This window comes from Ornithinibacillus sp. 4-3 (assembly GCF_040958695.1).
In the GTDB taxonomy this organism is placed as follows: domain Bacteria; phylum Bacillota; class Bacilli; order Bacillales; family Amphibacillaceae; genus CALAMD01.
In genome coordinates this window covers 1402699-1426409 of sequence record NZ_CP162599.1, presented here as the reverse complement: position 1 = coordinate 1426409, position 23711 = coordinate 1402699, and the positions used below count along the sequence as shown (strand labels likewise).

The 23711-nt window shown below is 34.5% G+C and carries 21 protein-coding genes, 1 pseudogene and 1 other annotated feature; of the genes and pseudogenes, 1 reads left to right on the top strand and 21 read right to left on the bottom strand.

Annotated features, from left to right (window positions below; genetic code table 11):
* Window positions 1–166: 166 nt before the first annotated feature.
* The 10 genes and pseudogenes from ileS to AB4Y30_RS06850 form a co-directional block, all read right to left on the bottom strand.
* Window positions 167–2920: an isoleucine--tRNA ligase gene (ileS, locus tag AB4Y30_RS06895; protein ID WP_368654747.1), complete on the bottom strand. Its 2754-nt coding sequence runs from the start codon at window positions 2918–2920 to the stop codon at window positions 167–169.
* A gap of 221 nt (window positions 2921–3141) precedes the next feature.
* Window positions 3142–3356: a binding site (T-box leader), on the bottom strand.
* 67 nt (window positions 3357–3423) lie between these two features.
* Window positions 3424–3930: a DivIVA domain-containing protein gene (locus AB4Y30_RS06890; protein ID WP_368654746.1), complete on the bottom strand. Its 507-nt coding sequence runs from the start codon at window positions 3928–3930 to the stop codon at window positions 3424–3426.
* A gap of 134 nt (window positions 3931–4064) precedes the next feature.
* On the bottom strand, window positions 4065–4841 hold the full coding sequence (locus tag AB4Y30_RS06885; RefSeq protein WP_368654745.1) for an RNA-binding protein: 777 nt from the start codon (window positions 4839–4841) through the stop codon (window positions 4065–4067).
* A gap of 2 nt (window positions 4842–4843) precedes the next feature.
* Window positions 4844–5104, bottom strand: a complete 261-nt coding sequence (locus tag AB4Y30_RS06880) for a YggT family protein (protein ID WP_368654744.1) — start codon at window positions 5102–5104, stop codon at window positions 4844–4846.
* Window positions 5105–5548 (bottom strand): cell division protein SepF, encoded by a 444-nt coding sequence (locus AB4Y30_RS06875; protein WP_368654743.1) that lies wholly within the window; start codon window positions 5546–5548, stop codon window positions 5105–5107.
* Window positions 5549–5662: 114 nt separating this feature from the next.
* Window positions 5663–6334, bottom strand: coding sequence for a YggS family pyridoxal phosphate-dependent enzyme (locus tag AB4Y30_RS06870; RefSeq protein WP_368654742.1), 672 nt, complete (start codon window positions 6332–6334; stop codon window positions 5663–5665).
* Between the two features lie 20 nt (window positions 6335–6354).
* A complete protein-coding gene (pgeF, locus tag AB4Y30_RS06865) occupies window positions 6355–7173 on the bottom strand; it encodes a peptidoglycan editing factor PgeF (protein WP_368654741.1) in 819 nt (272 codons plus the stop codon).
* 82 nt (window positions 7174–7255) lie between these two features.
* Window positions 7256–7498, bottom strand: a complete 243-nt coding sequence (locus AB4Y30_RS06860) for a YlmC/YmxH family sporulation protein (protein WP_368654740.1) — start codon at window positions 7496–7498, stop codon at window positions 7256–7258.
* 283 nt (window positions 7499–7781) lie between these two features.
* Window positions 7782–8435, bottom strand: a complete 654-nt coding sequence (locus AB4Y30_RS06855) for a gamma-glutamyltransferase (protein ID WP_368655185.1) — start codon at window positions 8433–8435, stop codon at window positions 7782–7784.
* 93 nt (window positions 8436–8528) lie between these two features.
* A pseudogene (locus AB4Y30_RS06850) lies at window positions 8529–9458 on the bottom strand (IS3 family transposase); the annotation flags it as partial.
* Between the two features lie 311 nt (window positions 9459–9769).
* On the opposite strand from AB4Y30_RS06850, the gene AB4Y30_RS06845 reads away from it, so the two are divergent.
* A complete protein-coding gene (locus tag AB4Y30_RS06845) occupies window positions 9770–10954 on the top strand; it encodes an IS110 family transposase (RefSeq protein ID WP_368655145.1) in 1185 nt (394 codons plus the stop codon).
* Between the two features lie 89 nt (window positions 10955–11043).
* Here the strand turns inward: AB4Y30_RS06845 and AB4Y30_RS06840 are convergent, their stop codons facing one another.
* The 11 genes from AB4Y30_RS06840 to mraY all read right to left on the bottom strand — a co-directional run bounded on the left by AB4Y30_RS06840 (window position 11044) and on the right by mraY (window position 23693).
* Complete coding sequence (locus tag AB4Y30_RS06840; protein WP_368652992.1) at window positions 11044–11454, bottom strand: HTH domain-containing protein; 411 nt, start codon at window positions 11452–11454, stop codon at window positions 11044–11046.
* A 72-nt stretch (window positions 11455–11526) separates the two neighbouring features.
* Complete coding sequence (locus AB4Y30_RS06835; RefSeq protein WP_368654739.1) at window positions 11527–12666, bottom strand: gamma-glutamyltransferase; 1140 nt, start codon at window positions 12664–12666, stop codon at window positions 11527–11529.
* 570 nt (window positions 12667–13236) lie between these two features.
* The gene (sigG, locus tag AB4Y30_RS06830) at window positions 13237–14019 is read right to left on the bottom strand and encodes an RNA polymerase sporulation sigma factor SigG (protein ID WP_368654738.1); all 783 of its coding nucleotides are present in this window, start codon (window positions 14017–14019) and stop codon (window positions 13237–13239) included.
* 122 nt (window positions 14020–14141) lie between these two features.
* The gene (gene sigE / locus AB4Y30_RS06825; RefSeq protein ID WP_368655184.1) at window positions 14142–14852 is read right to left on the bottom strand and encodes an RNA polymerase sporulation sigma factor SigE; all 711 of its coding nucleotides are present in this window, start codon (window positions 14850–14852) and stop codon (window positions 14142–14144) included.
* Window positions 14853–14879: 27 nt separating this feature from the next.
* Window positions 14880–15788 (bottom strand): sigma-E processing peptidase SpoIIGA, encoded by a 909-nt coding sequence (spoIIGA, locus tag AB4Y30_RS06820; RefSeq protein WP_368654737.1) that lies wholly within the window; start codon window positions 15786–15788, stop codon window positions 14880–14882.
* A gap of 841 nt (window positions 15789–16629) precedes the next feature.
* The gene (ftsZ, locus tag AB4Y30_RS06815; RefSeq protein ID WP_368654736.1) at window positions 16630–17751 is read right to left on the bottom strand and encodes a cell division protein FtsZ; all 1122 of its coding nucleotides are present in this window, start codon (window positions 17749–17751) and stop codon (window positions 16630–16632) included.
* A 90-nt stretch (window positions 17752–17841) separates the two neighbouring features.
* Window positions 17842–19119 carry a cell division protein FtsA gene (gene ftsA / locus AB4Y30_RS06810; RefSeq protein ID WP_368654735.1) on the bottom strand — a complete coding sequence of 426 codons (1278 nt, stop codon included), beginning with the start codon at window positions 19117–19119 and terminating at the stop codon, window positions 17842–17844.
* A gap of 180 nt (window positions 19120–19299) precedes the next feature.
* Entirely contained in the window at window positions 19300–20040 is a 741-nt protein-coding gene (locus AB4Y30_RS06805) for a cell division protein FtsQ/DivIB (protein WP_368654734.1), read from the bottom strand.
* A 138-nt stretch (window positions 20041–20178) separates the two neighbouring features.
* Window positions 20179–21288 carry a stage V sporulation protein E gene (gene spoVE / locus AB4Y30_RS06800; protein WP_368654733.1) on the bottom strand — a complete coding sequence of 370 codons (1110 nt, stop codon included), beginning with the start codon at window positions 21286–21288 and terminating at the stop codon, window positions 20179–20181.
* Between the two features lie 90 nt (window positions 21289–21378).
* Window positions 21379–22722 (bottom strand): UDP-N-acetylmuramoyl-L-alanine--D-glutamate ligase, encoded by a 1344-nt coding sequence (gene murD / locus AB4Y30_RS06795; protein WP_368654732.1) that lies wholly within the window; start codon window positions 22720–22722, stop codon window positions 21379–21381.
* The gene (gene mraY / locus AB4Y30_RS06790) at window positions 22719–23693 is read right to left on the bottom strand and encodes a phospho-N-acetylmuramoyl-pentapeptide-transferase (protein WP_368655183.1); all 975 of its coding nucleotides are present in this window, start codon (window positions 23691–23693) and stop codon (window positions 22719–22721) included. The genes murD and mraY overlap by 4 nt, the downstream gene beginning before the upstream one ends.
* Window positions 23694–23711: the final 18 nt, after the last annotated feature.

The following is a 23711-nucleotide window of genomic DNA, read 5'->3' as shown; positions in this document are numbered from 1 at the left end:
ATAAATATCTCTCCTAATTGTATGATATGTCAATATTAATAGATTATCTTAAGTGTAGCAAACATGGGAAATCAACATTCGTAAATTCCAGGCTTTTTTCAACTAAACATACAAAAGCGCCTTAGCTCCATATTAGAACTAAGGCGTTTTTAATTATTTTAAAAATTTATTCTGCATAATGTGTTTTTACAATTTCTGCACAGCGTGTACATAGAGTTGGATGGTCCTTATCTTGACCAACCGTTTCAGATGATACCCAGCAGCGTGCACAAACTTCACCTGGGTGTTTTTCCACTTGTACTTTAACGTAACGATATTCCTTGGCATTTGAATCACGATCACGTATTACTACTTCAGATACAATTAACATTTGATGTAAATACGGAATTGATGCTAGAACTTGCTTGGTTTCTTCATCCATTGCAGTAATTGTAACTTTCGCTTCTAATGATTTACCAATCACTTTCTCGTCTCTAGCTTCTTCAAGTGCTTTTAATACATCCTGACGAACTTTCATGAAATGGTTCCATTTCGCAACGGTTTCATCCATGTCAGCAATCTCAACTGCTTCTGGCATATCTGTTAATTGCACATAATTTTCTTCTAAGCCAGGAATATGACTCCAAATTTCCTCAGCTGTATGTGGAATAATTGGTGCAATTAATTTCACTAATGCAACTAAAATATCATAATAAACAGTTTGGATGCTACGACGACGTTCATGATCTTTTGCTTCAATATATAAAATATCTTTCGCAAAATCTAAATAGAATGAGCTTAACTCTGTAGAACAGAAATCATGGATCTCATGGTGAACAGTAGAAAATTCATATGTTTCGTAAGCTTCTTTTACTTTAGTAATTAGTTCTTGTAGGCGATAGAACATGAAACGATCAACTTCTTGTAAATCTTCTACTGCAACACGATCTGTTGCTGGATCGAAATCATTTAAGTTACCTAGTAAGAAACGAATTGTATTTCTAATCTTACGATAAGATTCAGAGATCTGCTTCAAAATCTCATCTGAAATTCGCACATCCGCTTGGTAATCTACAGAAGATACCCAGAAACGTAAAATATCAGTTCCTAATTGCTTAATTACTTTAGATGGGTCCATTACATTTCCTTGTGATTTACTCATTTTTCTTCCGTTTCCATCTAACACCATACCATGACTAACAATATTCTTATAAGGTGCTTTACCAGAAATTGCTACTGATGTAGTTAAAGATGAGTTAAACCAACCACGATACTGATCTGAACCTTCTAAATAAATGTCTGCTGGTCGATCAAGACCTCTTTCGATTAAGACAGCCTCGTGTGAAGAACCTGAATCGAACCAAACATCCATAATGTCATTTTCTTTTGTAAACTGACCATTTGGACTATGCTCTGATGTAAATCCTTCAGGAAGTAATTCCTTCGCTTCTTTTTCAAACCAAATATTAGAACCATGCTCTCTAAATAATTTAGCTACATGACTAATTGTTTCATCTGTAATGATTGGTGTACCATCTTCTCCATAGAATACTGGAATTGGTACACCCCATGAACGTTGACGAGAAATACACCAATCTTCACGATCACGGAACATGTTGTACATGCGTGTTTCTCCCCATGAAGGGAACCATTGTACTTTTTTAATTTCATCTAGAATATCATCTCTAAATGATTTAATAGATGTAAACCACTGTGCTGTTGCTCTTGTGATCGTTGGTTTTTTCGTACGCCAATCATGTGGATAAGAGTGTTTAATAAAATCTAGCTTTAATAAAGCTCCTACCTCTTCAAGTTTTTCTGTAATCACTTTATTTGCATCATCATAGAATAGCCCTTCAAATCCAGGAGCTTCATCTGTAAAGCAACCTCTATCATCCACTGGACTTAGTGGTTCTAAATCATACTGACGGCTAACATAGAAGTCATCATCTCCATGTCCAGGCGCAGTATGAACACACCCTGTACCCGCATCAATCGTTACATGTTCTCCTAACATAACAAGTGAATCACGGTCATAGAATGGATGCTTTGTAATAATACGTTCTGCTTCTTTTCCTTTAAAGGATTTAATCACTTGAGCATCTTCCCAGCCTAGAACTTCAACAATATCCTCTAATAAATCATGAGCAATGACAAAATTGTCATTACCAACTTTCACTAGATCATATTCTAAATCTGGATGAATACTGATTCCTAAGTTTGCTGGAAGTGTCCAAGGAGTAGTTGTCCAAATAATAAACTTATCTCCTTCATCAAGTAAACCTTTTCCATCTGTTACTGTAAAGGAAACATAAATAGATGGAGATTTTTTATCATGGTATTCGATTTCCGCTTCAGCTAAAGCAGATTCAGAAGATGGCGACCAATGTACTGGACGTAAGCCTTTGTAAATATATCCTTTTTTTGCCATTTCACCGAACACTCTAATTTGCGCCGCTTCATAGTCATTCGTTAAAGTGATATATGGATGATCCCAATCTCCACGAACTCCTAATTGTTTGCGTTGTTCCTTTTGTTTATTGACCTGATCTAAAGCATAATCCACACACATTTGTCTGAATTCAGCAACAGATAATTTTTTACGGTCTACTTTTTTATTCTTTGTTAATGCTGTTTCAATTGGTAATCCATGTGTATCCCAACCAGGAATAAATGGTGCTTGATAGCCAGTCATTGATTTATAACGAGTAATAAAATCTTTTAAAATATTATTCATTGCATGACCGATATGGAGATCTCCATTTGCATATGGTGGTCCATCATGAAGGACAAATTGTGGTTTCCCTTCTGCTCTAGCTAGACTCTGCTCGTAAACATTGTCTGCTTCCCATTGTACTCTTCTTTCTGGTTCTTTGTTCGGTAAATTTCCACGCATTGGAAATTCTGTTTTTGGCATCAATAATGTATCTTTATAGTCCATCCTTTGCCCTCCTAATTATCTTAAAAAATATTCTTATTATTCGGTATGAAGTAAATATATGAGCAGCTTTATTCATAGCATGCTCTACGACAAATGCATTTATGAGAAATGCGATCCATATTCCATGGTGTTAATAACTAGTCATTGTCAGATCAACATCCATATGAAATCTGTTCCTTCATACTTTAAGAAATAAAGTATAAAAAAGCCCTCAACGCCCCCAAAGGGACGAGAAGACTCGTGATACCACCCTTATAAATTTAAAAAAATTTAAACTTACTCGTTTTTCGTAACGTGAATCAATCGTCCAATTCTACTTATCCTTCAAATGGAAACTCAAGAGTGATTTTCTAAAAGTATTTCTGTATCAGGCTTCCACCTTCCCTGACTCGCTTAACAGTGGTTACTTTTATACTGTCTCTTTCATCGTTTTTACATATGCTATTTTTATAAAAATTATATGTAAAAAATGCGTTATCGTCAAGGTTTATGACGCCAACTCCTTATTCTTGATATTCTTCTTCTAATTCCAATTCTCCAAGGACATCTGTTCCTAGTAGATCTTCCCATTCATCCGTATTCAATAATTCTAACTGAGCTTCCACTAACATCTTTAATCTCGTACGGAATACTTTCCCATGTTTCTTTAACTCTTGAATATCTAAGTATATCTGTCTTGATTTGTTTAATGCTTCGTTAACAATTCGATCCGCATTTTTCTCCGCTTCTTTAATAATCAGCTTCGATTCTTTTCTTGCATTACTTGTAACTTCTTCAGCAGTTTCTTGAGCCACTAAAATGGATTTGTTTAATGTATCCTCAATATTAGAAAAATGGCCAACTTTTTCTTCTAATTCATTTACTTTTGCTTCCAAATCTTTTGTTTTACGAATTGCCATCTCGTAATCTTTGATCACTTGATCAAGGAATTCATTTACTTCATCTTCATCATATCCGCGAAAACTTCTGGCAAAAACTTTATTATGTATATCCAAAGGTGTTAATGGCATATACAAGGCCACCTCCTTGAAAAATTTGTCTAATAATGACTTCACTTGTTGTTTTAAATATTATATTACTATACAAAACTATACAAGTGTGAATTTATAATGGGTTCATTTTCAGAAACCACTCTCTGCAATCACTACTTTAAAATTGCTGATGTCACGCGAAATTTATCTTTTTTCGTTTTACCATGTATTGCAACAAGTTTACTTCTTCCCTTACCTCGGACAGAAAGTAAATCTCCTTCAAACAATGGATAAGCTGCGTCTTCTACAACACGAAAATTAACTTTTACAAGCTTCTTTTTAATTAAATTAGCAGACTCGCTTCGAGAAATGCGATAAATTTCTTTTATTACATTATCTAAACGTAAAGAAGAAATCGTATGATCTGCAGAAATCCAATTTGCTTCTTTCTCTAGAAGCTCTTTAAAAGGTTTCGTTGTTAATTTTATTGAAGCATTTTTGATTTTTGTTAAATTCATTTCCACATAAGTAGCAATATCTGCTGTAGTAATTATTTGTAGGTGATTATCCTCAATAAAAATATCACCTAATTTCTTCCGCTCTATTCCCAAGGATAGAAATGCTCCCATCACATCTCGATGTGTAAGCGAAATAAATTTCTGATGGAATGTCGCTTCCAATAGAACTAAATCAAAAGTTGAGAAATCAACATCTTCATAGAAAGGACAAATAACTGCTCGCTTTCTTTCTGTATACATTCCTCCACCATGAAAATGTAATTCAAAGTCATCTTGATTCGTTCCAACTAACATACTTAGAATTTGCTGTTCACGTGGATCTAAAAAATCGGTTAATTTCATTCGATAGGATTGTTCTACTTCTTTTTTCCAAGCCAATGCATGATCAATAAATAAATGTTCCTCTGGTCTAAAATGCTGATAAATACTCATATTTAAAAATAATTAAATAATGTATCTAATCCCATTCTAGCAATATGTAGGACAAAAATACCTACAATTGGTGAAATATCAATCATACCTATTGGCGGAATAAATTTGCGGAATTGCTCCAAATAAGGTTCACTGATTGAACCTAAAAGCATCCCGAAAGACGATTCACGTGCACCTGGAAACCATGACATTAAAATATAAATAATTAGTACAAAACTATAGATATATAGTGCGTTAGATAATATAACATGTAACAAATCCATCTAATATTTCCATCCTTTACCAAAGTCATCCTCATCTACTGTTATATCAGAGATAGTGCCAGATATTTCTACATTATCAGGAGTACAGAGAAAAGTTTGTGTACCTAATTTTTGGATATCACCATTTAAAGCATAGACAGTCCCGCTTAAAAAATCGACAATTCTTTTTGCCTGATGATTATCCACTCGTTCTAAATTAATAACAACAGAACGGCGATTAAGAATATTATCCGCAATCGTCTGTGCTTCACCATAAGATCTTGGTTCAATTAATACAACTTTAGACGTAGGCTGTTTAACCGTAGCCAAATTTACGATATTTTGTTTATCTTTCTTTTGATACTGCTGTCTAGGCTCTTCTTCCTCATATGGTACTTCCTCTTCAATGTACTCATATTCATCATCTACAGTAAAAAAAGATTTAAACTTATTTTTAAAGCCCATTTTATTTCACCTCATTTTTCAAGCAATCTTCCAGTATCAACTTAATAACCCTATTGTATACATATGACTAAGTTGAACTTTATTTGATTTCTTTAAAAGTCAGATTGCCAAATTTTATGAACCAACTAATTTTGATCCAATACGGATATGGGTTGCTCCTTCTTCCACTGCAATTTCATAATCATTACTCATTCCCATACTTAAGTACTTACATGGAGCATGAGCGTAATTCTTCGTCATAATTACATCGCGTAATTGTGCCAAGTCTTTAAAGGTTTTTCTTAACACTTCTTCATCTGACACATGTGGTGCCATTGTCATCAATCCAACAACACGAATATTTTCATATGCTGCCAGTAATTCCACAAAAGGAATGACATCAGCTACTGCTAAACCATGCTTGGATTCTTCTTCACTGACATTTACTTGTACAAAACAATCAATGACACGATTAGCTCGATTATTAATTTGCTTCGCAAGCGATTCACGATCTAGTGAATGAATTGCTTCTACCTTATCAATAATATCTTTAACTTTTCTTGTTTGTAAGGTTCCAATAAAATGCCATTTGGCAGGCTGATCGATATGATTATACTTTTCTAGGAGTCCTTCTGCACGATTTTCGCCAAAATGATGTACTCCTGCTTCCATTGCTTCTATTGTTCGTTCTATTGTAACATATTTCGTTACTCCAATGATGGTAATTTCACTTAAATCACGGTTAGTTTTTTCACATGCTTTTCTAATATTTTCCTGTATATAAGCTAAATTTGTTTTGATGTCCATGAAATCTCTACTCCTTACTATCATTCATCTTCTTTATATCCAATATATCCCAGCATTCTCCCAGTCTGTCCATGATCACGACGATGTGAGAAAAAACTGTCAGCATCTGTAAATGTGCAATAGTTTGTTACTTCTATATTATGACGTAATACACCAGATTGTAAAAGGATTTCCATATTTAATTGTTTTAAATCTAATAAAAAGCTTCCTTCTTCTTTTGCTATTACAGCATTTTTTTGTAAAACCTTAGGGATATGCTGAATAACAAAGTCATTTACTTCATATTGCTTTTGCGAGATACATGGACCAATAACGACTTGCAAGTTCTCTATTTGAGTCCCTAATTCTATAAATTTCTTCACCATTTCTTCAGCAATTTTGCCAACCGTACCACGCCAGCCTGCATGAGCAATACCCAGATATGCAGTCACAGGATCAAAGAAAAATAAAGGAACACAATCAGCAAAAAAAGCGGTACAAAGTACTCCCTTTTCTTTCGTTATCAATCCATCAATTCCCTTAAGTGAAGTATCATAAGCCACTGATCCCTTCCCTTTGTCTTTTCGCTCGACAACATATACTTCATTATGATGTGTTTGTTCACCTGAAACCCATAAAGAAAGAGGAAATTGTAGTTTCTCTGCTAAACGTTTACGATTATTAATAACATCTTCATAATTATCATCAACATGTAAGCCCATATTAAATGTTGCAAATGGGTGCTTACTACAACCGCCATTTTTCATTGTAAATCCTACTTGCAATTGTTGATGCTGTTTCTGCCATTTATCGATAAATAAATAAGATTTGTCTGCAGCTTGTTTGAATATATCTGACATTTTAAGCATCCTTTCCTCCATATATTTACGATCACTGAAACTGCAAATATGTTATGTTTGTCGTATTTTTACTTATACCCTATTATACCTCCCCATCATCATATTGCACTAAAATAACATCTAAACCGATCGTAACAATTTGCTTCCAATCAATGATGTATTCTTCTGCTTTGCCGAAAATATGTTGTTTATTTTTATTCGTAATAATAACCGCTTCAATATAGCCTGTAGATGAATTGATTTCTAAATCGTAAATATAACCTAATCTTCTACCGCCTTGAACAACAATTACTTCTTTTAATTGTAATTCCGATAGCTTTATCATCCTATCACCCACCTCTATACATATATATGCCATAACATATAAACATACGAAAATAATCAAAACAGTTGGCAGGTTTATATTGTTATTTCTACGCAAAAAACAATAATGCAAGCACCCTTACATGTTAAAATCAAAACTTCACGATCTTAACTTCTGTAAGTATGCTTGCTTTAGAAATGGCTACTCTGAATAAATATCCATCATTCAATTTTTTATTAAGAATTTTTTTAACACCGCTAAATATTAGATAATAACTCAACCCATTTAAATGACTACTTTATTCTTACTCTGCAATATGAGAAACTCCTGTTTCTTTAGAAGGGTATTGAACCATAGCATGTCCTCCACCTCTTCTAATTGGTTCGGCTACTGCCCGCACGCGACCATCCAGTAAGAATTCTAAACCCGTTGTTGTTCCAAGCCCTTGAGGATTCTTTTCTAGTTTAAATTCATGCCCCATTTCCTTCAAATCTTCCAACAAATTTTTCCCTTGGATCATGTATTTATCTTGGAAAATTTCTTCATAGTGTGTCTTTCCATGTTCATTATTCATTTGCGATAGACGTGGTGAGGCGATTGCTTCTGGAAAATTCATATCGAAATCAAGATAGTTAATAATCGTTTGTAAAACAGTTGTCATGATTGTTTCACTTCCTGGTGATCCTAGAGTTATTACAGGCTTCCCGTCCTTCATAACGATTGTTGGTGACATACTACTTAAAGGTCTTTTGTTTGGTGCTGGATAGTTAGGACTGCTTTTATCCTTTGCAGAAAACATTCCTATTAACGCATTATTTAAAATAAATCCATAACCAGGAACAACAATACCATTTCCACCAAATGATATAATCGTCGAAGTATAACTAACGATATTGCCTTCCTGATCTGATACAGATAAATGGATGGTTGATCCCTCTGGTTTGTTTTTCCCGTTGATTCGTTCATCGGCATCATCTGTTATTACAGAAGCCTTCGTAGCATTTTAAAGTGTACCCTTTGTAAAGGACATTTTTAAAAAGACTCTAGGGAATTAAGTAACTTGAAGAAGATGATGACTGTATTGTGCAGGCGTCATCTTTTTTAAGTTCCATTGACCTCGATAATGATTGTAATAAATCATATAACTCTTAATCTCTCTTTTTACCTCTTCTAATGTTTCACACGATTTAAAGTCTGTTTCATCTTTAAAATGCCCAAAGAATGATTCTTGAGGGGCATTGTCCCAACAGTTTCCACGGCGGGACATTGACTGACCTAGCCCCATTACCTTCACCTTCTTTTGAAAATGGGGGTTCGTATAGTGAACTCCTTGATCTGAGTGAATGAATGCGTCTTCAGCCAACTTTATCTTACTGTTTTTTAACTTCTTGACTGTATTTAATGCAATATCTAGGGTGATTCTATCAGATGTTTCATAGGCTAAAATTTCATTGGTTTCGGCATCTTTGATAGTGGATAAGTAAGCACGTTTTCCTTTTCCATAACTCAAGTAGGTAATGTCTGTCAATAATACTTTTCTAGCGATTCCTTGTTTAAATTCACGGTTTAATAGGTTCGGTAGTGTTCTATGTTCTTTCGTTGCTTTCGCGATTCTTCGATAAGGATTGGCTTTTCGAATGGGACAAATAATTTGAAACTTTTTCATGATACGACGAATGCGTTTCAAGTTATAGGTAATGTGATACTGATGTTCTAATGTCATTTTGATTTGACGTGCACCTTTCTTACGACGGCGGAAATTGAACGCTTTTAAAATGATTGCCTTTACTTCTTCATCTGCTTTATCTCGTGCTTGTCTATTCAGTTGTGCTTCTTCTGAAAAATAACGATAATAACCTGATCTAGAGACGCCAACTAATTCACAAAGATACCTCACCATTCGATTTAAACCGTATTTTTCAATGACGAATTGGACTAACTGAAATTTCTGTTCCGCAGTTAGTTTTTCTTTTCCTTTATCAACAACCTTGTATATTATATTTAAGGTTTTAGTCTCCCGACTTTGAAAGGAAAACCTTATGAACCTAAGTTGTTTCTAAGTTGGTATTTCCTCAATTATTTGAGAAAATATACTTAATGGATTGAGAGGTGGATCGTTCCAACCTTGGGTGATAAAACTCGTTATCGAAAGACTGATCCCTCTCTCTGTTAAGCTGATTGCGAATGAGTTAGATGTTGAAGGCGTATTGCCTTACTCCGTATTTAGCACAAGGTCGTGACGCTTTTCAGTTGAGTGGCATTCAATCCAAAACAAGTAAAGAAGGTGAAGCGATGTTTTATCTTGGTATTGATATTGGTAAACGTACACATGTTGCTTCTGTTATGGACGATGCAGGGAAAGTAGTCTTAAAAGGATTTTCTTTCCCTAACACACTTGAAGGCGGTCACTCATTACTCACTCGTTTAAATGCTATTTCAGATGATCCATCATATTTCCTTACAGGAATGGAAGCGACCGGTCATTATTGGCTCGCTCTTTTTTCCTTCCTAGAAGAAGCCAATTATTTCGTCCATGTCATTAACCCCATCCAAACTGATGGTTGGAGGAAAGGGACTGAAATTCGAAAGCGAAAAACTGACATCATTGATTCGGTATTAATAGCCGATCTTATTCGTTACGGTTCATTTGAAGACACTACCTTAGCGAATGAGGATATGTTCTCCTTACGTCAATTGACGCGTTATCGTTCTTACCTCGTTGGAACTGCTGGTGATTTTAAACGTAAAATCATTGCTGTTTTAGATCAAATCTTCCCCGAATACGATACCGTTTTTTCTAAAGTTGGTGTGTTTGGGAAAGCTTCAAGAGCTGCTCTACTTGAATATTCCACACCGGATGCATTTAATGAAATTACAGCCGATATGCTTGCTGAAACACTCGGTTTAGCAAGCCGTAATCGTGTGGGGTTAATTAAAGCCGAAGCGCTAAAGAAAGCAGCTTCAAACTCCTTTGGAATTCGGTTTGCACAGGATGCATTTACTTTCCAATTCCGCTCCATGATTGAACAGCTCAATTTTCTAGAAACGCAAATAAAACAAACAGAAGAAGAAATAAACCAATTGATGACATCTATTGACTCAGTTATTGAAACGATTCCAGGTATCGGTCCAGTAATTGGTGCAACGATATTAGGAGAAATTGGTGATATTCACAAATTTTCTAATCCTAAAAAATTAGTCGCTTATGCTGGTATTGATGCATCTGTATCACAATCCGGCCAATTTGACTCAACCCATAATGTCATGAGCAAGCGTGGCTCTCCTTATCTTAGAAAAGCACTGTTTCAAGCTGCCATTGTCGCTTCAAGAAGTGATCCTGTTTTGAAAGCTTTTTATGAGAAAAAACGGTCTGAAGGAAAGCATCATCTCACATCAATAGGTGCCGTGTCTCGAAAACTCTGTTACATCATTCATGCGATATTAACTAAAAATGAACCTTATGAAATTCGTCAGTAAGCGAAAAAAAGGCAGCTTATCTGATGCTTATTTGACATGAGTTTTTTCCATACATTTTTCTAAAAATCACTTTACTTTTCCACTTGACTTTATATAGTTAGTCTTTCTGCTAGATCGATCTTTTTTAGTAATTCATTTTCTGCGCGTAATAATGCGTTTTGTGCTTCTAATCGAGCATACTTTTCTTCTATACTTAATTCACGCGCAAGAAGACGTCTTGAAGAAGAGTTACGTGAATCCTCAAGCCCTTCCAAACCCTTTTCTTGATAGGCAGTACGCCATCTTTTTAAAGCCGATTTAGCGCGTTCAATCCCAACGATTTCAATATCAAATCCTGCATCTTCAAATATTTGACGAGGAAATTTTCCTTCTCCATATTCTTTAACAGCTATTGCTTTAAATTCATCCGTGTATGTAATTGCCTTTTTACTAACCGCTTTTACATAAGGATGTTTCATCAATAAGTACTGTTCTTGATCTGTAAATAATATTTTCGACATTTTCATCCGCCCCATTCGCAATTTCTTTCATTATAAATAAAAGTACCCCATAAGAGAGACTTTTTAAAGTGTCTATCTTATAGGGTACATTTTATTTTGGGAATGTTTCTTTTCATAAGGCCATGGATCACCCGACATCACTTGTCCTATAGACGCTTTATCGACTTTTATATTATTCCTTCGTTCCGTTGCATAATCCTTAGAAAGTAAACCTTTTATTGGCACATCTATAAATTTTGGATCACCAATGTAAGCACTTCGATCTGCATATGCATAACGACAAGCCTCGATATAATAATGAATTGCTTGTGATCGTGGTAAATTGGTAAGATCATATTTTTCTAAAATATTTAACACTTCACCAACTGTTATACCTCCACTAGATACTGGTGGTGCTCCATAAACATCATAGCCTCGATAGTTCATCCTTGTTGAATTTGTAGTAACAATTCGGTAATTTTTTAAGTCCTCTAAATCCATATTCCCCTTAATCACACCATATGTTGGATCCCATTCACTATCAACCTCGGTAAAATTGGGAGATTCTACAACAGGTGGATTTTTAATTGTGTCAATGATAGCTTCAGCAATTTCACCCTCATAGAATACTTTACTACCATGTTTTGCGATTAATCGGTACGTTTTAGCAAAATCAGGATTTTTTATTATCGTACCAACTTTCAGCGGCCTGCCACTTTCATCTAAATATAACTTTTTCGTGGATACAAACAATTTGAATCTAGTGACATTCTTCTCTGTTTCATTCACAAAATTTTGATCCACTACAAAGCCTTTTTCAGCCACAGCAATCGCTGGTTGTAAGACTTCATGTAATGTCATTGTTCCATATTTCTCTAACGCTTCCTCCCATGCTTTTACAGCACCAGGAACAGCCGTTGACATTGTGCTTGACACAAAGGAACTTCCTGGGTAGGCACGCCCAGTATCTGGATTAACAATGGATTCTGGTCCAAAATTTGAAGATGACATGACCCGATGATCGAGGATCAAAAAACGTTTTTCTTTAGCAAGATAAAGATGTATTAATCCACCTCCACCTACTCCACCAGAATATGGTCGAGTGACTCCTTGGACAGCTACAGCAGCGATGGCAGCATCTACCGCATTACCACCTTTATTTAAAATTGAAATTGCGGCTTGAGATGCTTCATAGCTTTCACTTGCAACCGCTCCACCATTTATAGACTTCATCATCATTTCCTCCTCTATTAGTAACACTATTATCTGAAATGATCTTTATTTGCTGGTTGATCCGAATCGCTAGTTATTATAGTAAGCTTATTAGCATACAAATTGTAACTTATAAAAAACCTCCAATAAATATCAGATTTGTTCGATTGTCTAGCACGCAAACAATGCCGAAAGGAACATTTAGTTGCCTATATTATAGTATTAGTAATTAACTGAATATAGGTAACATTCTTTCACTCCTCTATAACAATCCTAGCACAAGATTCTTTTATGCCAAGCATTTAGGTACCAACAAAATATTTTTAGATTATAAAATAAAAGTACGATTTTAATTAGAAAAATGAGATAAGCTTAATATAAGAATCCAATGCAAGCTCTCTTAAATCAAGATTTCTTAGCGTAATAACTTATGGTGCTGAATAAATATCCACAACTCGCACATTTTATAATTATTTAGACAAAATAAAAAAACAAGTAAGTGATTAGGTACCGCCCCCGAAAGTTAGAGTAGAAAACCTAACTTTTAGGAGTAACCACCTTTTCACCTACTTGTTTTTCATTCAATCCTATTTAGTTGAACATTTCTTTGTTCATTTGCTGGATTGCAGCTTTTTCTAAACGAGATACTTGAGCCTGTGAGATCCCTATTTCTTCCGCTACTTCCATTTGTGTTTTCCCTTGGAAAAAACGTTTATTTAAAATCATTTTTTCACGATCATTCAACTGAAGCATTCCTTCTTTTAAAGAAAGTTGATCATCCCAGGAATCTTCCTTTGTAGATTGATCACTAATTTGATCTAAAATATAGATGGGATCACCGTCATCATGAAAGATTGGTTCATGTAAAGAAACAGGATCTTGAATCGCATCTAACGCAAACACAACCTCTGTATATGGAACCTCCATTGCTTTAGCAATTTCTAATGGCGTTGGTTCTTTGGATGTTTCTTGAATTAGTTGTTCTCTAATTTGCAATGCTTTGTACGCTATATCACGCAAAGAACGTGAAACACGTATTGGATTATTATCCCGTAAATAGCGTCTGATTTCTCCAATAATCATCGGTACAGCATAGGTGGAAAAACGCACATTATGACTTAAATCAAAGTTATCTATGGATTTCATTAAGCCAATCACACCGACTTGAAATAAATCATCTACAAATTCACCACGATTATGAAATCGTTTGATTACGCTTAATACAAGTCGTAGATTACCATGGATTAATTTTTCTCTCGCTTCTTGAATGTCATGCTGTTGAAGTTCGATAAATAATTCACGCATTTCCTCATTCTTTAGCACTGGTAATTTTGATGTATCTACACCACATATTTCTACCTTTTGCCTATACATGATTCGTCCTCCTAGTTCGTGATGCTGCATATGTTGTGATGCGTTAAAGTCAGTATCACCAACTAAAGGGAAAATATTCTAGCATGAAATGGGCAATTATTATCGATAATCCGTGAAAACATTTATACCATGCGGTTTAATGTTTTTTTCAAACGTTTAATTATTTTTTTCTCTAATCTTGAAATGTATGATTGAGAAATTCCAAGTAAATCAGCAACATCTTTCTGTGTTTTACTTTCCTCTCCTGCTAATCCAAAGCGCATGGTCATAATCTGTTTCTCGCGATCATTTAGTGTGCTTAATGCTCTCTTTAATAAATCTTTATCTACATCCGCTTCCAGCTTTTGTGAGATTAAATCACTTTCTGTTCCTAACACATCAGAGAGCAATAACTCATTGCCATCCCAATCCATATTGATAGGTTCATCAAAAGAGATTTCAGATTTCGTTTTACTATTTCTTCTTAAATACATTAAAATTTCATTTTCAATACATCTAGAAGCATATGTTGCTAGCTTTATTTTTCTATCAGTATCAAAGGTGTTCACTGCTTTAATCAGACCAATGGTGCCAATACTAATCAGATCTTCAATATGAATTCCTGTATTTTCAAATTTTCTAGCGATATAAACAACGAGTCGCAAATTATGTTCAATTAGAGTTGCTTTTGCGGATTGCTCTCCTTTAGCGATTAATTGTAAAACTTGGATTTCTTCTTCTTTTGTTAGCGGTGGTGGCAAAGAAGCCTTTCCACCAATATAATAAATCTCATCTGATTTAAATCCTAATTTAGTAAGAACTCGATACCACCATATTTTTAAATGAAAAAACATTTTCTTCAAATTCCTCATCCCTTTCATTTATGCAATATTTTTCGAAAATAATTTGATTAGCTGTGGATGTAATAAACAATGATAGCTTTGATCATGAGTCATCATTGAAAATTGCATTCCAATTAACACTTTTCTAGTGGATATAACTTGTCCATCGTATACAAAGATCATTGCATCTGGCTTGATAGCTAATAGGAAATTATTTTTTCCATCCACACCACGATATGGGATGATACGGATAAAGCTTTGCCAAACTTCAGGAATTTTTTCAAATGCAAGTTCTCGACATGCCACTTCTAATCTATTTAAATCATGGTCAGAAAACCAACTTTTTAGTACTGTTTGATCACAAATAGTTACTGGTAGCTTTGTAACAGGATCTACTAATTGATTACCACTATCTATATATCCTGTTGTTGTAATGATCTTTCCTTGCACAGTTATCTGAACTTCACAATATTGGTCATAGCGGATTTTTTCTACTGCATACTTCTCCATACGTCCCTTTGTAAAAAATAAAACGATAGGAAAACCTATAACTATAAAAAGCCAGCTAACTGGATCACCATATCCTCTCGATACAGATGCTAAAAATGCAAAAGATTCATTCAGGAAATAGTAAAGAGCAAATAATCCACCACCAATGGCGAACGAAATAAAATAAAAGTATAAAAGTAATGTGAAAAAGCGTTTAAGAGTTTTAATTTGAAAAGAACATAAAATAATTAATATAGAATAAAGACCTTTACCTACTGGATTCATTAATAAACTAATGGAGAATAGCATCTGAAGTGGGATAATAAGAGAAGCGATAAATGCACCAAATACAACTCGGTAATTCTTCGTACGATCCTTCAATATCCCTTTTGTGAGTAATAAAATCAACCAATCAAAAATAAAATTTAAAAGCCATATAGCATCTAAATAAACAGCCACTGCTCACGTCCTTTCTATAGCTGATTTATTACTTATGCTGATAGGAAAACTTATCTTTTTAAACTACAATTGTTTGTTATAGGAGCAGTATAGCTCATCTAAAAAGCAAAGTCTGTCATAAAATGAATGTGTGATAGAGCTAAATTCAATATATTATCTCGGAGATTGTCGGGAAAGAGAGCAACTAACAAGAGGACAAGTTAAGGAGGAAGTATCAGCATCCACATCAATACGGACGTTATACAGATTTCGGAAAGTGATATTTGAAGTGTCGATTTTTATAGAACGAAAAGCGAAAGTCGCGCCCTTACAGGCTAAAAACGCGACGTCACGAGAGCAACATCTGTACTAGTACATCCTGTACGTCGTAACACGCCCTGTGCGTCATAAAAACGTAGAGATTACGCCCCCGTTCTTTGGGGACTTCGACGTTAGTCGAACTTCCTTTTCCCTCGAGAGAAAAGAAACATGCTCCTTTAGGGGTATCCAACGTTAGGTTTTAGCCTGGTTTTAGTTGTGCTTCCTTATAAAACAGAACTGATGTTAACTTTCACCCGTAGGACACGACGGTCACGAAGAGCTAGTATCGACGTTGGTGCTCGTGACGTGACTGAACTTAGTCGATGAAAGTGCGATTATGACTCTGTCTGCGCCTGGCGGCTTGCTAATCGTTAAGTCTAGGGGAACTCGCGTTAGCTCTTCGTTTTTGGCACTTGGAGCTAGACATGGCTATCTCTAAATAAGAATAAATTTGTGCAAAACTTTTTACTTGCTTATCTCCATTAAAAAAACTCATTTAAACCTTATTTCTCGGTTTAAATGAGTTTTGTAAAAATATATATTATCTACGGTTTCTATTTCTTAAAAATGCTGGAATATCTAAAGCATCTTCTTCAGCTTCCTGTTGTGTATGACGAGGTTCAGGTCTATGTTGCTCTTCATGTCTTGATGGAGCCTCAGTAATCGGTTTCTGAATTGGACGGCGTGTTGCTTGTGCTTTTTGTGTAGCTACTTCTGAAAAGCCAGTAGCAATAACCGTAACAATTATCTCATCATTTAGCTCTTCATTAATTACAGATCCAAATATAACATTTACTTCTTGATCTGCTGCAGAAGTAACTAAATCAGCAGCTTCTTGAACTTCAAATAAGCTCAAGTTCATTCCACCAGTAATATTCATAAGAATACCGTGTGCTCCATCAATAGATGTTTCTAATAATGGAGAAGAAATAGCTTTTTTCGCTGCTTCAGATGCACGATTTTCACCTGTAGCAACTCCGATACCCATCAATGCAGAACCTTTATCATACATGATCGTTTTAACATCCGCAAAATCAACATTAATAAGACCAGGTTTTGCAATTAGGTCTGAAATACCTTGTACACCTTGACGTAATACATTATCAGCCTCGCGGAATGCTTCTAACATTGGAGTATTTTTATCCACAATTTCTAATAAACGATCATTAGGGATTACAATTAATGTATCTACTGCACTTTTTAATGCATCAATACCAGAAATAGCTTGTGTAGAACGTCTTTTTCCTTCAAAAGAAAACGGACGAGTTACCACACCTACAGTTAGTGCTCCTAATTCTTTAGAAATTTGCGCAATAACTGGTGCAGCACCTGTTCCAGTTCCTCCACCCATTCCTGCGGTTACAAAAATCATATCTGCGCCTTCAAGTACTTCTTCAATTTGCTCTTTACTTTCTTCTGCCGCTTTTTTTCCAACATCTGGATTCGCACCTGCACCTAATCCACGAGTAAGCTTATTTCCAATCTGTAACTTAATTTCTGCTTTTGATAAATTTAATGCTTGTGAATCTGTATTTACGGCAATAAATTCAACACCTTCAACCCCATGTTCAATCATACGGTTTACAGCGTTGTTTCCTCCACCACCGACACCAATTACTTTTATTTTTGCAAGATGATCTAATTCCGTATCAAATTCTAACATATCATCGTTCCTCCTATACCTATCTCCAAAATACAAGAATATTATACTGTTAAAAAACTTCTTTTAATCTATTTCTTTAGGAACGTACTATTAATCAAAGAAGTACTTAAATAAATTAGCAATTTTTGATCCTTTTTTCGTACCTTCTTCAGTTTCTTTCTTTTTCGATTGTTTCTTAACCTTTTCATGTGATCCAGTTGAACCTATATCTGCAGAAGGAAATATTTCTTTTCCTTGTATTTTCGCATTATGATAAGCAAATTGCAAGATTCCCACTCCTGCTGTAAATTGTGGTTCGCGTACACCTATGTAATCCGGAATTGCAACCCGTACATTTGCTCTAAGTATGTCTTCAGCAAGCTCTAAAACACCGGGCATTTTCATTGTTCCGCCTGTTAAAACATAGCCTCCTGGAACATCATGGTAGCCCATTTTTTTAATTTCTCTTTCTACTAAAAGATAAATTTCTTCTAATCTCGCTTCTATCATATCAGAAATTTGTAGCTGATTATAGGTTTGCTTTGAATTACTTCCAATAACAGATACCTCAAAGGTCTCGTCTTCTCTAGCATCATTATAATAAGCATGTCCATAGTTTACTTTAACCTCTTCTGCAACTTCTGTTGATGTTCGAAGCCCTATGGATAAATCTTTTGTAATATTATCTCCACCAAGTGGAATAACACTTGTTGTAGCAATATTTCCATGATCAAAAATAGATACGGTTGTACATCCTGCACCTATATCAACTAAAGCAATACCTAAATTCTTTTCATCTTTTGACAAAGCAATAGAACCTGCTGCCAAAGGCTGCAAGCAGATTTCCATAATCTCTAAATTAGCTCGTTCTACACAAGTTAATATATTTCGTAAAATCGTTTTCGAACAAGTGATAATTGTCCCTTCCATTTCTAAACGAACACCAAGCATTCCACGAGGATCATTAATTTCATCTAATCCATCAACAATAAATTGTTTTGGAATTACGTCTATAATATCTCGTTCAGGAGGTATGGACATTACTTGTGCCCCCTCAATTACTCTGGCGATGTCTTCGTCAGTAATTTCACGCTGTTCATTTTGCACAGCTACAACGCCATGTGTTGGGTGTAATTGAATATGACTTCCATTAATCCCTACAACAACTTGATTAATTTCTATTCCTACCATTCTTTCTGCTTGCTCTACAGCTTTTCTTATCGAATTAACTGTTTCATCGATATCAACAATGGCACCTTTCTTCATTCCAGTTGATGCAGCGGTACCAACACCAATGATATTCAATGAATCATTTAAAACTTCTCCAATTATAACTTTAATTTCAGATGTACCTATATCCAAACTCACTACTAGTTCACTATTATTCAATGAAGGGCACCTCCTATATCAGCACTATCTATGTTGTATGAATCCATATCCTGATGTTATCTTTAATTTTATATACATTTGATATACATATTAATATAGTACACAATTTACTAGACAAAACTCAAGGTAATGATTAAAATACCCATATTTTGTAATACATCTTTAATGTTTCAATCATTTCTATTCAAATTTTTCAAAATATGCACCTACACCAATGTGTAGTATTCCCTTACTTCCTGGCTCTATTTGTGCGGCGATGGATGGGTATATTTTCATCTTCTCAGAAAAATCTCGAATAGAACTATCTACCATGATTCCATCATTCATATAAAGCAGGATTTTATTTTCATCCTCTTCAGCAGGATTCCAATAAATTTCGGAAATGAGATTCAAAATACTTTTTGGTAAATTTTTAAGCTCTTCTGTCATTCTTTGTAAATAGGATTCATCCGTAAATTGAAGAAGTAGAGGAGCATCGCCAGTAGGTTGTTGGGGCTCTGATAACATGTTTCCATTCTCCAATAATAAATAATACCCGTTATCTTGAAATACATAACCTACTCTTTCGAATTCTGTTACATTAATTTCTATTGTGCTCGGCAACTTTTTTCTAATCTCCACATTTGAAACTACTGGATGCTTTTCAATACGTTGCTCAATAGATTTCTTCGTAACAGTCCAAATATTCGTTTCTGTATTCAATTCACTTCTTTTTAATATTTCTTGTTCATCCACATGTTCGATTCCCTCTACGTTTATTACTTTAATATGACTTAAAGGGGATTGCATGTAGACAATAATAGCAATCAATAAAAAAAAGATTGAGAGATAAATAATCAGACGACGATTAGCTTTCTTCTTTCTAGCTTGCTTCAATTTAGGAATACGATCCTCAATGGAAACAATCTTTTCCTGTTTCATATCCGATTTTCTTCCTTTATCTCTAAAAGTTAATTTTTGTCATATAAATAAGAAGCTTAATGACATTTTAATTATTTTTTATTATAACATAAGAAGTGTTGATACATATATTACATCTATTTTAAAAACGTCTTTTTTTTAATAATCCTTGGTAAATTTACTAATATTAAGTAAAATTCCAATGGAAAATAAACATAAAACTAATGATGAGCCTCCATAACTTAATAATGGCAGGGTAATTCCAGTTACTGGAATCAAACCAATTACTACACTGATATTAATCATTACCTGAATGGTAATCATTCCTACAATCCCAAATGCTAGAAATCTACTAAAAGCATCTGGAGCTTTCAATGCAATATAGATTCCACGCCATAACACTAGTATAAATAATATTAACAAACCTACCCCACCAATAAAACCATATTCCTCTGCAAAGATTGAGAAAATAAAATCAGTTTGTGGCTCTGGTAAATAGAAATATTTTTGCAGACTATTTTTAAAGCCTACTCCTAATAACCCACCTGGACCAATTGCATATAGAGATTGGATAATCTGGAAACCGTCACCTAAGGGATCTTCCCACGGATTTAGAAAGGCTGTTATTCTACTAATTCGATAAGGAGCAGATAAAATTAACCCTACAAAGGCAATTCCCCCCATAGCTGCTAAACTTAAAAAGTGGGAAATTTTTGCACCAGCGATAAAAATTAACAGCATACAAGTTAATACTAAAACGATACCTGTTCCTAAATCTGGTTGTAACATAATAAAACCAAAGGTAGAAAAGAGAATAAATAAGGAAGGAATAAATCCTTTCTTTAAAGAAGTTATTTCCGTATTCTTTGAAGTTAAAAATGTAGATAAAAAGATAATCAGTGCTAGCTTAGAAAATTCAGCAGGCTGAATACTAAAAATTCCAATGCCAATCCAGCTTTGTGCACCTCCACGAACAATACCTATTCCTGGGATTAATACAAGTATTAAGAGCAGATAGGATAGAAACAAAATGATGTAAACATATTTTTTCCATTGTAAATAATGTATTTGCATCACAAAAAACATTAAAGCAATTCCAAGGACAGCAAATAGTCCTTGACGTTTCACGAAATAAAACGGATCAGCAAATTTATCTGTTGCCCAGATATGAGAAGCACTATAAATCATCATTAACCCTATACCAACTAATAAAATTACGAAAAACAATAAATAAATATCTGGCTTGTTCTTTGTGGTTATATTTCGCATCAAAAAAACACCCCTATTTATAGCTTTAATTTAGGGGTGTTTTAGTGAATTAAATAATGATTTCACTTTTGAATAAACATGTCCCCTATACTAAAGTTTATGTACAGCTTGGATAAACATGTTTCCTCTATCTTCAAAAGTTTTAAACTGATCCCAGCTTGCACATGCAGGGGATAATAAAATGACATCTCCATTTGCCGAATGTTTATATGCTTGATCTACTGCTTCTGCAACAGTTTCCACTAATTCAAATGATTTCTCAGCCTTCTCAGCAATCATTTTTAACTTTTCCTTTGTTTGACCGAATAAAATCATATGCTTTACATTTTTTAGAAACGGAATAATCTCATCAAATTCCGTACCTCGATCTAACCCTCCTGCAAGAAGAATAGTCGGTTGGTTAAATGCTTTTAAGGCAACCTCTGTAGCTAATATATTAGTTGCTTTAGAATCATTGTAAAACAAGCGCTCATTTACTTTTCGAACAAATTGTAAGCGGTGCTCTACGCCTGTAAAATGCTTGAGTAAATATTGAATGCTTTCATTACTCACATCATTTAATTTCGCTACACTAACTGCTGCTAAAATATTTTCTAAGTTATGCTCACCAACTAACACAATTTCATCAATTGCAATAACCTTTTCATTCTTAAAATAAATATATTCCTTATCTGTCCAAGCTCCTGAAACTTCTTTTTGTTTCGTAGAGAATGGAACTAGTGTAGCATTAGAAAGCTTCGCAGCTGTGGCAATTCTTTCTTGATCAGCATTGTATATTAGATAATCAGTCTGTTCCTGATTTTTAAAAATATTAAACTTTGCCTGTTCATAATGCTCTATGGAATGGTGATAATCTAAATGCGCCTCATAAATATTTAATAATACAGCCATATGTGGGCGAAAGGATTCAATGCCTAATAATTGGAAAGAAGATAGTTCTAAAACCATCTTTTCATCTTTTGTCATATCTTTTGCCACTTCTGTTGCTACTACACCAATATTTCCGGCAATTTTCACTGCTTGCTGATCATGCTTCAGCATTTGATAAATCAATGTAGAGGTTGTTGTTTTTCCATTCGATCCTGTAATTCCAATAATGGCACCTTCTGTAATACTACTAGCTATCTCAATTTCAGTGACAATCGGAATTTTTCGCTCCATTGCTTCTTTCAGCAATGGGATATGATATGGTATGCCTGGATTTTTTACAATGATATCGACATTATTTAAGATATCAAGTGGGTGGGAGCCTAACACAACTTTCGCTCCCATTTTTGTTAATTCTTGAATCATTACGTCATTTTCAGTTGCTTGAAGATCATTAATACAGACATTTTTACCATTTTCTAGTAAGAATTTAGCCGCAGCGGTTCCACTTTTTGCTAAGCCTAAAACAAGAATATTTTCATAAGGAAAATCAAATTGTTTTTTCATGTTAACCACACCTCAATATAAATGCCTAAAGCAGCGAAGATAAGACCTACAAACCAAAATGTTGTTACCACTCGCCACTCAGACCATCCTTTTAATTCATAATGATGATGCAGTGGACTCATTTTAAAAATACGTTTTCCTGTTAATTTAAAGGAAATTACTTGAAGAATAACAGAAATCGTTTCGATAACGAAAACTCCTCCAATAATAACAAGTAAAATTTCCATTTTTGTTAAAATAGCAACTGCAGCTATCGCCCCACCTAATGCTAGAGATCCAGTATCACCCATAAAGACCTTTGCTGGGTGTGCATTGAATACTAAAAAGCCTAATAATGCTCCAACTACAGCTAAAGTAAAGATGGCTACATCATTTTGTGGAATTCCATACCAAGCTAAAACTCCGAAAGCTCCAAAAGCAATAACCGCCGTACCTGATAATAAACCATCTAATCCATCCGTAAGATTCACCGCATTAGATGCCCCTACCAGCATAAATACAACAAGTATTGCATAACCCCATCCAAGATCCCATTGAATATCAGTTCCAGGAATTTGAATATAAGTTGGCACTTCGTAATATCTTAATAATAGATAAAAGATAAATGCGATCAATAATTGCCCAAACATTTTCTGCTTAGATGTAAGACCTAAATTTCTTTTAAATGCTACAATAATAAAATCATCAATAAAACCAATTAAACCATAACCAATAATAACGAATAGAAGTAGACCCATCTCATGACCAAAGCCAAATGGACTAAATTTAAACGCTACAATGATGGAAGTGATGACAATACTTAAAACAATCATGATACCTCCCATAGTTGGAGTACCTGATTTTTTCTGATGTGATTCTGGTCCTTCTTCTCGAATGCTCTGTCCAAACTTTAATCTTCTAAGAAAGGGAATAGCAATCGGTGATATAAGGACGGTAATTAAAAATGCAATCAAAATTGTTATAATTAACATATATAGCTCCAATTTACT